Here is a 13,221-nt window from a genome sequence, read left to right as displayed (position 1 = left end):
TCGAATCCCTGACGGGTCCCCCAGAGCTTTAGCCCCGGACGGCGGTCTTCGCCAGTTTTGTTCACGATCAGGCGAGCAAATTCCCCAATCCTGTCCGAAGTCCTTAACGCAGTGTGGTGCGCTGCACAACGGACTTTGCCCTTTCGGCCTCCGGGCGGTTGATTTGGCGGGGAGCAGTGGTTATTTCAAGTCCCTGAAATCCAACGGGAGCGCCACATGACCACCTTCGACGACCGCAAGGACGCCTTCGAGAAGAAGTTTGCCCTCGACGAGGAACTTCAGTTCAAGGCCAATGCGCGGCGCAACAAGCTCTTGGGCCTATGGGCGGCGGAAAAGCTCGGCCTTTCGGGCGCCGAGTCGGAGGCTTACGCAAAGTCAGTCGTCATGGCCGACTTTGCCGAGGCAGGCGACGAGGACGTGTTCCGCAAGGTGCGCGACGATTTCAAGGCCAAGGGTCTGGCCCTGAGCGACCAGGATATCCGCGGCGCCATGGACGGGCTGATGGCCAAGGCGGTGGAGCAGATCAAGGCTGGCCCTTAAGTGGCCGCTGCCCATTTTGATCTCCGCGCGCGGCTCGCCTCCGGCGGGCCATTTCTGTTCAGCTGGATGACGGTGCCTTCCGCCGCGCTGGCGGGGCAGGTGGCACGGCTGCCCTTCGACGGCGTCTGCCTTGACATGCAGCACGGCATGATCGGCTTTCCCGACGCGGTGGGCATGATCGCCGCCATCAATGCCGCCGGCCGCCCGGCCCTCGTGCGCTCGCTGTGGAACGATGCCGCCACCCCGGGGCAGTGCTTCGATGCGGGGGCGGCCTGCGTCATCGCCCCCATGGTCAACAGCCGCGCCCAGGCCGAGCTCTTGGCGCGCGCCGCCAAATACCCGCCGGTGGGCTCCCGCAGCTGGGGCGGCTATACAGCGCAGCAGGCCTCCGGTCTGAGCCCCGCCGAATATCTGCGCGAGGGCAACCGCATGACCATGGTCTTCGCCATGGTCGAAACGGCGGAGGCGCTGGAGAATGTGGAGGCCATCGCCGCCACGCCGGGCCTCGACGGGTTGTTCGTCGGTCCCTCCGATCTGTCGATCGCGCTGTCCGGTGGGGCGGGGATCGACAAGACCGGCAAGGACACGCTGGCCGCCATGGCGCGGGTCGCGGCGGCCGCGAAGGCGAACGGCCTCGTGACCGGGGCCTTCGGCGGCAGTCCGGAGGTCATCAGGACTTATCTCGGACTGGGCTTCACCTTCCTTGCCGCGGCGGTGGAGGTGGACCTGATGCAGAGGGGGGCAGCCGAGCTCCGCAAGGCGCTGCAGGATTAGGCCCCGGCAGGCTCCTCATCGGGCGGGGTCAGCCCGTCCAGCCTTTCCGCATGGGCGGCCATCACGGCCTGCCAGTGATCGGCCTCCGCCTCGCAGCCGATCTCGCGGAGCTTGCCCAGGAGATAGGGCCAGGTGCGGCGGCGGACTTCCTCGCGCCGCCGCGCGTCCCAAGGCCAGACGCCCGCCTCCCGCAGCTCGGCGTCGAATTCGATGAAGCGGTTGATCACATGCTGCGGCTTCACCCGGTAGACCTGCGGCTGGACCGGGGCGGGTCCGAACAGGTCCGGCTGATCGTCTCCGAACAGGCTTGGCTGGCGGTGGCTCATGGGTCTCCCGAATCGATGATTTTAATATGCCCCGAGTCAGAGTGATACCGTACAATCTGGGCTAGTCTTGCTATCCTGTTTACTATTTTGGCTCAACAAAATCTTGCAGAATGACAATCACACGCAATAATCACTATGTGCCGCAATGGTACCAGGAAGGTTTCTTTGAGCCCGGTCGCAATACCTATACTTACCTCGATCTGAGTCCACGCCAGCATGCACTATCAGATGGTCGCGTTGTCGCAGAGCGATCAAAATTCGTCTCGCCAGCGTCTAGAGCATTCTGTCAACGGGATCTCTATTCGACCTTCCCCGGCACGGCCGTAAATGACGAGATTGAGCGCAAGTTCTTCGGTGACATCGACACCCGCGGTGCGCACGCAGTTCGCGCCTTTGTGGGCGACGATGCCGGCGAATGGCACCGTCACTTTACGATGTTCTTCGAATATCTTGATATCCAAAAAATCCGAACGCCCAAAGGTCTTGACTGGTTGAGCACACAGTATCCGCGCCTGACAAAGAACGCTCTGATGTTCGAGATGCAGGGCATCCGAATGATGCACTGCACGATCTGGACCGAAGGCGTGAGAGAAATCGTGTCAGCGCAGGACGCCGACGTAAAGTTTATTGTGAGCGACCATCCGGTAACCGTCTACAACTACGCGGTACCGCCTAATGCAAAGGGCAACGGCTATCCGAACGAACCCTCGATTGCGTTGAAGGGCTCGCAAACGATTTTCCCGCTGAACCGAAATTTCTGTCTCATCCTCACGAACCTCGAGTACGCGCAAGACCATTCAGCCAACCCGCTCGAGAAGCGGACTTTCGCCGGAAACTATCGCAACTCGATGGTGCGCACTGACGCTTTAATTCGCACGCGCAAGCTGACGAGCGATGAGGTCATTCGGGTCAACCGCGTGCTCAAGGCGCAAGCGAAGCGATACATTGCCGCCGGCAAAGAGGAATGGCTCTACCCGGAGACATTGTCAGCTGACCCATGGGCCGACCTGCGCAGTGCGTTCCTTCCGCCCAAGAACGGACTTTGGCACTTCGGCGGCGAGATGTACGCCCGCTTCGAGAGCGGAGAAGTATACTATCAGGATGCGTTTGGGAGGACTGAAAAGGAACGTGAGTTCTTAAAGAAAAAACCGCCCTTGAAGCCACCTCACCGCCGCGATCTCTGCGGTTGTGGGTCGGGTCGCGCATTCGGAGCCTGCTGCGAGCATAAACCAGTCGCCCTTCGCCCGACATGGGAGGAGCGCAGTATCCGTGAGCGCAATCTGATGTTGTTCAATGGCATCACCAGTATCCTCGGGCTCGCGGAAGGCCGAGATTGGGTCACTATTCGTCGCGAGATCACCGACGACAAGATCAAGGAGATTTACGGTCTCTATGACGCGCTGTGGCCGCGCGAGACAAACTTGCTGGCGATGCTTCCAAAGCCTGATGGTTCGGCACGCGCGGTTTACACCGGGGTTCTGCATCCGTCGGTCATTTCGAACTGCGCGCTCGGCTTATCTCTCTACTTCGACGACCTTTTGATCGAGCATCCCTTCATCCACCCGCGGACCGTCAACAAGCAGTTCAGCCCGCTTGAGCACCCCAGGACATATCGGCAAGAATTCCTGAAGTCAGTCGTCTTGTTCATGGCGATCATGCCGCTCGTTGAACAAGGGCTCGTCACCCTATTTCCTGATCCATGCAACTTCGACTTTCATTTGCGCGATCAGATGTTCGCAATGGCAAAGTTTCGGACGCAAGGGATGAAAGTCGATCCAGAGGACGAAGGGGACTTCATGAAAATAATAAAGGAGGAGCTCAAGCGCAGCATACTTCTGGTACCCCGCAATGTGCTTCGGCAGCAAGTTGTCCGGCAATCTCCTGAATTGGATGAAAAGGCTATCAATGCTGTCCTTGATGGCTTCGATAGGCTCCGTGAACGGGACCCCCTTGCTGTTTTGCAGGAGGGATCGCTTGAGGGCGGGAAGGGCGGAGGACAACTCCCGTTCTTCAAGATGGCGCCAAACTTTGAAATCACGATGTATCTCGCGCAGGCTACCGGCTCGAGCATCGTTACCGATAGCATATTCCGGTGGCGCGAGCTCATATCGGCTGCTCGGCGCGGCGTTCAAGACGTACCGCCGCTTGCCCTGCTACGAGCCAGCATGCACCAAGCTGAGTTTGCGCTCCCGTACGATGTTCACCAAATCGGCACGCTCGTGGAGCATGGGGTGTTTCGAGGCTATCCCCGCGTCATGCAAAACGTTTTTAAGTACCTTTCGACGCTTTCGACTAGGGGCGCAAAACCAAATGTCGAAGCAAGTCTCAATGCGGAATTCAAGCGCGTGCATTCTTCAACGAGGTCAGTCATTAAGAAGGCAGGAGTTCAACTGTCGGACGCGCGGGTATCGTGCCTTTGGCCTGCCGGTGGCATCCAGGACAACACAGTGAATCGTCTTCTCTTAATGTCCAGCTCGGAACATCACCTTGCCAGCGCCCCGATGGCCTTGTTCTTCAAAAGTAATTTGAATCATGCAAAGGTATCCTGAATCAGTTTCGGCTTCGCACGCAGCATATCGCCAATCAGACATAACGCTGATTACAGCCAAAACCATGGGAGTCGACAAGAACGAAAGTGGGGTGGCGGTCCCCCCTCCCATTTGACGCCCGCGGCGTTCCGCGCCACAGTGCGGCGCATGGACAAGGCCGCTCTTCTTATTCCCGGCGCCGAGGCGATTCTCGACCGCCTCGTTGCGCTTGCGCTTTGCGCCGGCCCGGTTGCCGCCCAGACGGACAAGTATTTCACCAACACCAGCCGCATCGTCGGCGCCAATGGCGATTCGCGCGTCACCTTCGCGGTGTTCATGCGCCGCCGCGTGGTTGCGGCGCTGGAGCCGGCGATCCGGCTGATCCGCCATTTCGTGCCGGACGTGGAGATCAGGCGCTTCTGTGCCGAGGGCGGCATCGTGCCCTCCGAGTCCAAGATGCTGGAGGTCACCGGCTCGATGCGGAAGCTCTCCGAGATCGAGACCCTGATGCTGCAGAAGATCGGCTTTCCCTGTGTGTCGGCCAACAATGCCTATGAGATGTGCCGGGCGATTCCGTCCGCCGCCTTCATGGACATGCATGCCCGCCACGGCTCGGGCGCGGAGATGAACATCCTCGCCGCCTATGGCGCGGCGGTGGGCTCCGCCGCGGCCCGCAAGGCCGACCCGGCGGTGAAGGGCTTTATCGGCTCATCGCAGGATCTGACAGCACCCTTCTTCGGGGCAAGCGCCGGCATGGGTACGATGCCGCACGCGCTGGTGGGCTACACCGGCGGCGACGTGCTCATGGCCATGCGGATGTTCGCGGCGACGCTGCCGGAGGCGCGGAACCTCACGGCGCTTGTCGACTATACGGGCCAGGAGGTGACGGATTCGATCCGTTGTGCGCGCTGGTTCTATGACGAGGCCAGGCTCGACCGGGAAGGCAAGAGCTTCGGAGTCCGGCTCGACACCCATGGCGGCCGTTTCGCCGAAGGGCTCGACTACGAAAAGTCGGTCGAAACCGTGGGCCACTGGCTGGGCGTGCAGGGCGAATACAACATCGTGGAACAGGTGCTGGGTGGTAGGGCCTTCCAGCTCGACCCCAACAACATCCTGGTCGACAAGGTGCGCCGCATTCTGTTCGGCAAGGGCGTTTCGGCGGCGTCGATCATTCACGTGCGCCAGGCGCTGGACCAGGCGGGCTACCGCCAGGCGACCATCGTTGGCTCATCGGGCTTCGACCCGCAGAAATGCCAGATCATGGGCGCGGCGCGCGCGCCGCTGGACATGGTGGGCACGGGAAGCTTCCTGCCGGCGACGCTTACCGAAACCTACGCCACCGCCGACATCATCCGGTATGACGGCGCGCGCCGCGTGAAGGTTGGCCGCGAGTTCCTGCACGATCCGGGGTGAGGCTCCAGTTTCGATCAGAACCGGACGCTCACGGTAAGGCCGCCGCCTGGCGTTTCGCTGAACATCACCTTGGCATTGAGGTGGTTCGCGATGCGTTCGGTGAGTTTGAGGCCGATGCCGCGGCTTGTTTTGCCGGCCGCCGGCGACAGGCCGCTGCCTGAATCTGCCACCGCGATTGCGCCCGCGCCCGTGCTGATCGCAATCCGGTCGTTGGCTTTGGTATGACGGATGGCATTTTCGATCAGGTTGCGGATGACGATGCCGGCGAGGGCTGGGTTGGAATGCACCTCGCATGGCGCTTCCGCTTCGAAGGAGATGTCGCGGCCCGCCCGGAATGCGGCGGGCGCCAGGTCCTGCGCGATCGTCCGCGCAAGCGCGGCGAGATCGAAGGTCTCGCGCGGCGCCCCTTCCAGGCCTGACTTTGCGAGATTGAGCAGCGCGCTGAGCGTATCCGCCAGGGTCCGCAACTCCGATATGATGGCGTCCCGCGCCGCGCCCGGCGGCAGCCTGTCCGCGGCAACCCACATGCGGTTGAGCGGGGTCTTGAATTCATGCGCCACATCGCCGCTCATGGACTCGAGCCGCTGCATGGCGGTGTCGATGAAGTCCAGCGCGGCGTTGTAGTTCTGGGCGAACCCCGCGAGCTCCGTGGGGAGTTCGGATGCCGGCAGCCGTTGCCCATGCGTGAGATCGGGAACTTCCGGCGGGCGCAGCGCCATGAGCCTGGCGCGTATCGGCTTGATCGAAGCGAGGATGACCAGCCCGCCGCCGAGCAGGGGCAGAAGCAGCAGCAGCGCGATATAGCCGGACGTTTCGAGCCAGAAAAAGCGGAGCACATCGGCCCAGCCGGTGGCCGCGCCCGATGCGCCAACCAGCATCCGGCCGTCTCCCGACCAGACGGTGGCCGCGTTATCGGCCTCATCGAGCCGCATGACTTTGCCATCGTCGCCAAGCTTCATCGGCGGCACCGAGTCGGGGCCGTCGGCGAGGCCCGAACGGACTTCGTTCTTGGGCCCGATGACACGGTACCAGAAACCGGGATTTTCGCTCTCCAGCCGGTTGAGATACGTGGCGTCGCGAAGCGTGATTTCGCCGGTTGGCGCGATCTCCGCTTGCTCCCGCAGCTCGGACACGGCCACCATCGCGCCGGGCAGCGGGCTGGAAAAATCCCACCGCAAGCCCGCCGCGATAACCGCGACAACACCCACGATCAGGACGATTTCGATCGCCAGCAGCCAGCGCAGCATGAGCCTCACGAGCGCCGAAGTCAGGGAAGGCGTGGCGGCGCGGCTCACGGCGACTCCTCATCCGGATGCTGCAGCCCGGCCAGGAGATAGCCGATGCCGCGCAGCGCCACGATGCTGACGCCGGCGTTTTGCTCCCTCAGCTTGCGGCGCAGGCGGGAGACCTGGGCGTCGAGCGTGTTCGATTCCCTGACGTCTTCCATATTGTAGACCGAGTCTTCCAGCGCCTGCCGCGTGGTCACCCGCTCGGCGCGCAGCATCAGGGTCTGCAGGATCAGGTACTCCCCGCGCGGCAGCAGCAACGGCTGCCCGCCGCATTTGACTTGGCACTCCGCCAGATCGAGCTCAATCTGCGCGAGCTTCAAGACACCCGCTTGCACGGCCCTCGAACGGCGCAACAAGGCGCGCACCCGCGCCAGCAATTCATCGAATTCGAAGGGCTTTGAAAGATAGTCGTCGGCGCCAAGCTTTAGCCCGTGGGCACGCATGCTGGCGTCGCCTTTCGAGCTGATAATGATGAAGCGCGGCTGAGACTTGCCCGACTGGGCTTCCCGCACCAGCTGCAACCCATCGCCATCCGGAAGCTGACGGTCCAGCACGACCAGCTCGTAAGGGTAGGCCCGCATTGCCGCCGAAGCGCCGCCCAGATCGCGCACCCAGTCGCAGGTGAACCGCGCCTCCTCCAGGCGGCGCGCGATGGCGGCGCCCTGAACCTCATCGTCCTCGACAATCAATACACGCATGGAACACCTGATGGTGGAGCACGCAAGAGCTTCGGATTTCCTTCAAAACTTGTAAGCCAGGCCAACCATCACGCCATACTGATCGATTTTGCTCCGGGAATAGTTTTCTCTGATCCGCTGGTCCGGTGGCAATTGTGCCCCTGCGACCCCATCGGCCTTTCCGGAATTCAATCGCCAGTATCTTGCGCCGGCATTGACGCTTAGGCTCCCGGTGAATGCCCAAGAGATTTCCGTTTCGAGCTGATAACCGTCAAGGCCGTTTCCATCATCTACGAAGTTGGGCGTGGGACCGAGTTCCTTGGTCCGCAGATAATGGCTGTCTTCCAGCTTGAAGTTGCCGGCGAAGACATAAGCTGCCTCGTTCCGCCATGTCAGTTGATCGCTGATATCAAGCACGGCCTCAAGGCCTGCCCGCGCGCCATACATGGTGGTCTCAAAACCGATGGACTTTTGGTCAAAGGGGACGATCACGGCGCCAGGCGGCGCCTGACACGCGATCTGATTCGCTTCGTCGGCGTTGCAGCGAACCCCCTTGCTCAGCAAACTTTGTTTCTGGGCAAACCCGCCTACGAAGCCCGATAGATGCAGTGGCCACTGTTGCGGCAGCGGCACGGCGATCCCAAGGTCGACAACGCCATAGAAGTTAGTGTCGCGGCTGCCTCTCGAGTAGGTATCCAGGAACTTCCCGGTAAACGGGCCATCAGGGGTGGGATAATTGTAGATATAATCCTCGTCATCGAGCGAGCCGCCAAAATTTGCGCCCAGGCCGGCATAGCCTTTAAGAAAAACACCGCTTTTCTGATGGGTGACGCGGAACGTCGTCTCGTTCGACAGGGTATTCACGTCCGACCAGCGGAGACGCGAATCCATCAGTCCGGTTTTGTTGTCAAAGAGTTTGTAGTCATAAGACATCTGGCCAATCCAAAAGCGGTTGCCGATCTCCAGGCTGAGATCGCTTTTGCCGGTGGTTTTTGCGTCGGCCGCATGGGCCGGAGCCAGCATCAGGCAGAGCACGGACATGGAACTGATCAGCCGGACATTCGATCTTACGTTCATCTGATACCCTCTCTTTGTGCGCCGTTAGGTTGAGGGCCGGGATTGCCGGAACATTGCGGAAGAGGGGCCGGGGAGGGGCCTGGCCATTCCGTCGACGTCAATCCTTGTAACATTCGATATTGAAACATGGATCCGGCAACTCATCATGGACCGTCAGAATCGAAAAAAGGGCAGACGTCATGCGCAGATTGACCGCCGTGCTTGCCGTGGTGGCGCTGGTGCTCGTTCAGCCTGGCCTTTTCCTGGCCTCCGCCAAAGCCAAGTCCGTGCGGGTTGTTCAGATTGAAGTCTATTTATCCAGCCAGACCATGGCGGTGGACGTCGATGGGTGGTCCCGTGGCCGCTGGAAGGCGTCCACTGCGCGCGAGGGCTACCATACGCCAAGCGTCAGCCGGCGTCCGTTCATGTTGAACGAGATGCACCACGCGCGGAAACACGAAAATTCGCCGGTGTGGTATTCGATCTTCTATCTTGGTGGCTACGCCATTCACGCCACCTATTACCTCAACCAGCGAGGCCGCCCCGCATCGCATGGCTGCGTGCGGCTTTATCCGCGCAGTGCCGCGAAGCTCTATGCGCTGGCGCAGAAGCACGGGCTCAAAGGCCACCGGCATTACCATCGTGAACTGATCAGGCTTCGCCGAACACGCGGCGGAAAATCGTGTCCACGTGTTTGGTGTGATAGCCGAGGTCGAAAAGACTTTCGAGTTCGGCGGGGGAGAGCAGGGCGGAGACATCCTTGTCCTGCCTGAGGAGGCCGAGGAAGTTGCCTTCGCCGCGCCACACCGGCATGGCGTTGCGCTGCACGGCGGCATAGGCGTCCTCGCGGCTCATGCCTTTCTGGGTGAGAGCCAGCAGTACGCGCTGCGAATGGACGAGGCCGCCCAGGCGGTCGAGGTTCCTCTGCATGTTTTCCGGATAGACCAGCAGCTTGCCGATGACGCCGGTCAGCCGCTTCAGCGCGAAGTCGAGGTGGATCGTGGCGTCCGGCGCGATGCCGCGCTCGACGGAAGAATGCGAGATGTCGCGCTCATGCCACAGCGCCACGTTCTCGAGTGCCGGAATGACGGCGGAGCGCACGAGCCGGGCGAGGCCGGTGAGATTCTCCGTCAGCACCGGGTTCCGCTTGTGCGGCATGGCGGAGGAGCCCTTCTGGCCGGGCGAGAAATACTCTTCCGCCTCCAGCACCTCGGTGCGCTGCAGGTGGCGGATTTCGGTGGCCAGCCGCTCGATCGACGAGGCGATCACGGCAAGCGCCGCGAAGTACATAGCATGGCGGTCACGCGGGATGATCTGGGTCGACACCGGTTCGGGTGTGAGGCCCATCTTTTCCGCCACGTATTCCTCGACGCGCGGGTCGATGTTGGCGAAGGTGCCGACCGCTCCGGAGATGGCGCAGGTGGCGATCTCCTTCCTGGCCATCACCAGGCGCTCACGCGCCCGCTGGAACTCGGCATGCGCCTGGGCCAGCTTGAGGCCGAAGGTGGTGGGCTCGGCATGGATGCCGTGGCTGCGGCCGATGCAAACGGTGTTCTTGTGCTCGAAAGCGCGGCGCTTCAAGGCGGCAAGAAGGCCGTCCACATCCTCGATCAGCAGGCCGGCTGCGCGGGCGAGTTGCACGTTAAGGCAGGTGTCCAGCACGTCGGAGGAGGTCATGCCCTGGTGCACGAAACGTGCCTCGGGGCCGACGATTTCGGCCAGGTGGGTCAGGAAGGCGATCACATCATGCTTGGTGACGGCCTCGATCTCGTCGATCCGCGCGGCGTCGAAGACGGCGTCCTTGCCCTTCTCCCAGATGACCGCTGCAGCGAGCTTCGGCACGACACCCAGTTCCGCGAGCGCTTCCGTGGCATAGGCCTCGATTTCGAACCAGATCCTGAAGCGCGTCTGGGGCTCCCAGATCTGGGCCATTTCTTTGCGGGTGTAGCGCGGGATCATCGGGGCAAGCCTCTCGTCGGTTGGCGTCCGCTTAACAAATCGGGAGGTTTTGTGCGAGTGCGAAGTTGGACTGTCGCGTCCTCTCCCGCGCAGCGGGAGAGGAGGGGGCCCCGACGCCGTCGGGGTAGGTGAGGGGAAGTTCGCTCCAGCGTCTTTGCCGATGTCCCCTCATCTCCCCGTTGCTCGCGCAACGGGTCCCTTCTTCTCCCGCTGAAGACGCGGGAGAAGACGAAACTAGTCGCTGATGGTGAAGGGCACGGCGATGAAGCGGTGGTTCAGGCCCTCGAAGCCCCTGGCATAGACGCCAATAATGGCCACCAGCCGGTCAGTCACCGGCAGGCCGGTCTGGGCCACCACGGCGGCGACGTCATAGGCGGCGGGGCAGTTGCGGCTGTCGGGGATCGCCTTGTCCTCGTGAATCACTCGGCTCTTTCCCGTCTGCAGGTCCTTGAGGCTGACGCGGACGCCGTAACTCTCGCCGTCGCCCTCGGGGCATTTGGGCGGGCGGGAGAGAGGGATCTTCTCGACGGAGAGTTCGAAGCGGACGCCGAGCTGGCTCTTCTGGCCAGACCTGGCGCCGAGGCTTTCATACCAGCGGTCGAAGATCAGGCGCTCGCGTTCCGGCACGGCTTCGGTCGCCGGATTGGCGGCGATCAGTTCGGCGGGCTCGGTGATGGCGAGTTCCTGGAGGGCGGGTGCGGCGGCGGCATGGGCCTGGTCGCGGGCGGCGGCGGGCCTCGCCTGCTCGCTCTCGATCAGGGCGCGATAGGGTGAGCCCTTGACCCATTCGTTGGACTTGAGGTCGATGACGAAGACATCCCAGTAGGGGAAGCCCGAGCCGTCCTGCACGCCATATTGCTCGAAGGCGAAGTAGCGGCTGTCAGGCGAATAGCCGATGGCATTGAAGGCCGCCCCGTCTGCCGCCAGCGCGCGGGCAGAACCGAGGGCGAGAAGTAGAGCAGCGTAGTAGTTTGTAACCCTTGGTCGACACAGATTGCGAAAGAATTTTAACATTCACCTAACTCTTCGAGTAATGGCTCGACTATGCCCCTAGCAAACTGAATAATCTGGCTATCTTCAAGCAGCAGTTTACGCACAGCTTTCTCGTACTCTGATAGCCGAAGACCCAAGCTTCCGGCCATCAAGCCCAGAGCCTGCGTTTCTCGCAGTGGATAGATCGAAAGGAGGCCATCGAGGTTCTTCTCTTCAATTAACCGGTCAAACCGCTCCTCCTCGCGTTTCAATAACTCTCCTGTATCTACTCTGAAGGTGATGACGTCGCGCTTCTCTATGGCATCCTGGGTTTGAAGCGAGGCGAATATCCTATGAGTTATCGATCTACTTACCACCTTGTGACATAATCTGGTCCGGTGATTTCGCAGCGACGCGATCGCTGCTGCTTTCCCGTTTTCAACGACTAACTCCTTGTCGTCACCAGTTATCTGGCATTTTCGTTCTGCGACACCTTCGAAGATTTTTGGATGATAATAAACAGATTCTATCGAATAGAGTGGCAGTGTATAGACACCCTTGCTCCTTAGTTCCTCGATTTCGACCGGGGTACGCTGATCTCCATCAATTAGGCCGAATACTTCAAGCCAATGGAGCGATTTGGACGAACGCAGACCCACAACTGACTGGATAACTTCCCTGCAATTCTGCTTGGGCACTATAGTCATGTTAGGGAAAAGGATGCGATACAGACTTAGATCAAGGCTTCTCTCGCGCCCCTCTACAAAGAGGAGTCTTCTTCGCGCTCCCAGAATAGCTTTCTTTGTCTCTTCTGAGATCCCGTGCTCAGGGCCAAATAGCTTATAGTCCCAAGCTACAATTCCGTTGGGAGCGTATTGACATGACTGCAGTAGCAGCGTCCTGGAATCTGGGTTGTCTATAGCCAGAGTGACATCGTGAGTGGATACGACAAAAGTGCAGTCCGGCCGCGTGTTGAACAGTGCGGTTAGTAAAGGGGAAATGATCGACCTGTGAAGGTGTCTCTCTGGTTCGTCGACAAGAAGTAATGTTCCATGTTTCGCAGTGAGGACGTCAGCGCAGATCAATACTGCATTCCTTTCACCGTCTGACAATTCAGCAACGCTATATGGATAGGACCCATTCTTAGATGCGAGTACTTCGCCGCTACTGCCTATACTCAGTTCAATGGGGAGATTTGATTTCTGCATGAGCAGGTTAATTGTGCTTAGTGGTGCCCGTTCCTTGCTCAACCTCTGAACTTCATTCAAATCTCCTGCATCTGCGGCGGCCGCGATTCCCCGACCTCGAGCATTCTGCGCATCGACTAGGTCGTAAAGTGTGATCTGCGGTCGTTGGGTAGAATAATCGTCTCTCCATCGGGAGTGTGGAGTTGTGTCGTGATGATTTATGTTTTGACCCGCATTGTTTCTGTCTGCTGCAGATAAGGCAGATAGGTTAGAGTAAAGCCAATTCTGTCGATGGGCGGAAATGCGGCGGGCAGAATGCCAATGCGTCGCGAATATCCTTTGAAGAAGGCTAGATTTTCCAGCTCCGTTTTCTCCCATGACGAAAACAACGTCGCCTGGATTTAGCAGAACCTCATCAGGATTTTGGTCTACGGAGGGAATTTCTAACTTTATTGGAGTGATTTCTGGCATGCTCTACTCACGCCAACAACGCCCAAAAT

General features: G+C 60.3%; 11 protein-coding genes and 1 pseudogene. 5 read left to right on the top strand and 7 right to left on the bottom strand.

The window, feature by feature from the left end:
- Nucleotides 1-216 precede the first annotated feature (216 nt).
- Nucleotides 217-540, top strand: a complete 324-nt coding sequence (locus tag IOC82_RS06365; protein ID WP_290545345.1) for a DUF1476 domain-containing protein — start codon at nucleotides 217-219, stop codon at nucleotides 538-540.
- Nucleotides 541-1,314, top strand: coding sequence for an aldolase/citrate lyase family protein (locus IOC82_RS06360; protein ID WP_290545344.1), 774 nt, complete (start codon nucleotides 541-543; stop codon nucleotides 1,312-1,314).
- Here IOC82_RS06360 and IOC82_RS06355 read toward each other — a convergent pair.
- Nucleotides 1,311-1,640, bottom strand: coding sequence for a hypothetical protein (locus IOC82_RS06355; RefSeq protein WP_290545343.1), 330 nt, complete (start codon nucleotides 1,638-1,640; stop codon nucleotides 1,311-1,313). The two genes, IOC82_RS06360 and IOC82_RS06355, sit on opposite strands and share 4 nt — an antisense overlap.
- A 110-nt stretch (nucleotides 1,641-1,750) precedes the next feature.
- Between IOC82_RS06355 and IOC82_RS06350 the strand changes: the two genes are divergently transcribed.
- Together IOC82_RS06350 and IOC82_RS06345 are read left to right on the top strand one after the other, a co-directional pair.
- On the top strand, nucleotides 1,751-4,189 hold the full coding sequence (locus IOC82_RS06350; protein ID WP_290545342.1) for a DUF4238 domain-containing protein: 2,439 nt from the start codon (nucleotides 1,751-1,753) through the stop codon (nucleotides 4,187-4,189).
- Nucleotides 4,190-4,336: 147 nt separating this feature from the next.
- The gene (locus IOC82_RS06345) at nucleotides 4,337-5,581 is read left to right on the top strand and encodes a hypothetical protein (protein ID WP_290545341.1); all 1,245 of its coding nucleotides are present in this window, start codon (nucleotides 4,337-4,339) and stop codon (nucleotides 5,579-5,581) included.
- Between the two features lie 14 nt (nucleotides 5,582-5,595).
- Here the strand turns inward: IOC82_RS06345 and IOC82_RS06340 are convergent, their stop codons facing one another.
- From IOC82_RS06340 to IOC82_RS06330, 3 genes are read right to left on the bottom strand one after another with little or no spacing between them, the layout of a single operon-like run.
- On the bottom strand, nucleotides 5,596-6,876 hold the full coding sequence (locus tag IOC82_RS06340) for a HAMP domain-containing sensor histidine kinase (protein WP_290545340.1): 1,281 nt from the start codon (nucleotides 6,874-6,876) through the stop codon (nucleotides 5,596-5,598).
- Nucleotides 6,873-7,568, bottom strand: coding sequence for a response regulator transcription factor (locus IOC82_RS06335; protein WP_290545339.1), 696 nt, complete (start codon nucleotides 7,566-7,568; stop codon nucleotides 6,873-6,875). Before IOC82_RS06335 ends, IOC82_RS06340 begins: the two co-directional genes overlap by 4 nt.
- Before the next feature lie 42 nt (nucleotides 7,569-7,610).
- The gene (locus tag IOC82_RS06330; RefSeq protein ID WP_290545338.1) at nucleotides 7,611-8,624 is read right to left on the bottom strand and encodes a hypothetical protein; all 1,014 of its coding nucleotides are present in this window, start codon (nucleotides 8,622-8,624) and stop codon (nucleotides 7,611-7,613) included.
- A 179-nt stretch (nucleotides 8,625-8,803) separates the two neighbouring features.
- On the opposite strand from IOC82_RS06330, the pseudogene IOC82_RS17145 reads away from it, so the two are divergent.
- Nucleotides 8,804-9,199, top strand: a pseudogene (locus IOC82_RS17145) (L,D-transpeptidase); the annotation flags it as partial.
- A 55-nt stretch (nucleotides 9,200-9,254) separates the two neighbouring features.
- Here IOC82_RS17145 and purB read toward each other — a convergent pair.
- The 3 genes from purB to IOC82_RS06315 all read right to left on the bottom strand — a co-directional run bounded on the left by purB (nucleotide 9,255) and on the right by IOC82_RS06315 (nucleotide 13,192).
- Nucleotides 9,255-10,562: an adenylosuccinate lyase gene (gene purB, locus IOC82_RS06325; RefSeq protein ID WP_290545337.1), complete on the bottom strand. Its 1,308-nt coding sequence runs from the start codon at nucleotides 10,560-10,562 to the stop codon at nucleotides 9,255-9,257.
- 234 nt (nucleotides 10,563-10,796) lie between these two features.
- A complete protein-coding gene (locus tag IOC82_RS06320) occupies nucleotides 10,797-11,576 on the bottom strand; it encodes a DUF2259 domain-containing protein (RefSeq protein ID WP_290545336.1) in 780 nt (259 codons plus the stop codon).
- Nucleotides 11,570-13,192: an AAA family ATPase gene (locus tag IOC82_RS06315; RefSeq protein ID WP_290545335.1), complete on the bottom strand. Its 1,623-nt coding sequence runs from the start codon at nucleotides 13,190-13,192 to the stop codon at nucleotides 11,570-11,572. Before IOC82_RS06315 ends, IOC82_RS06320 begins: the two co-directional genes overlap by 7 nt.
- Nucleotides 13,193-13,221 lie beyond the last annotated feature (29 nt).

Source organism: Aestuariivirga sp., from assembly GCF_020252395.1.
Taxonomy (GTDB): Bacteria; Pseudomonadota; Alphaproteobacteria; order Rhizobiales; family Aestuariivirgaceae; genus Aestuariivirga.
Note: the sequence above shows the minus strand (reverse complement) of the source record. Positions and strands in the feature narration are given on the sequence as shown.

Coding starts and splice junctions, on each gene's coding strand:
- IOC82_RS06365 (WP_290545345.1), top strand. CDS start 217: ATGACCACCTTCGACGACCGCAAGGACGCCTTCGAGAAGAAGTTTGCC.
- IOC82_RS06355 (WP_290545343.1), bottom strand. CDS start 1,640: ATGAGCCACCGCCAGCCAAGCCTGTTCGGAGACGATCAGCCGGACCTG.
- IOC82_RS06350 (WP_290545342.1), top strand. CDS start 1,751: ATGACAATCACACGCAATAATCACTATGTGCCGCAATGGTACCAGGAA.
- IOC82_RS06345 (WP_290545341.1), top strand. CDS start 4,337: ATGGACAAGGCCGCTCTTCTTATTCCCGGCGCCGAGGCGATTCTCGAC.
- IOC82_RS06335 (WP_290545339.1), bottom strand. CDS start 7,568: ATGCGTGTATTGATTGTCGAGGACGATGAGGTTCAGGGCGCCGCCATC.
- IOC82_RS06330 (WP_290545338.1), bottom strand. CDS start 8,624: ATGAACGTAAGATCGAATGTCCGGCTGATCAGTTCCATGTCCGTGCTC.
- purB (WP_290545337.1), bottom strand. CDS start 10,562: ATGATCCCGCGCTACACCCGCAAAGAAATGGCCCAGATCTGGGAGCCC.
- IOC82_RS06320 (WP_290545336.1), bottom strand. CDS start 11,576: ATGTTAAAATTCTTTCGCAATCTGTGTCGACCAAGGGTTACAAACTAC.
- IOC82_RS06315 (WP_290545335.1), bottom strand. CDS start 13,192: ATGCCAGAAATCACTCCAATAAAGTTAGAAATTCCCTCCGTAGACCAA.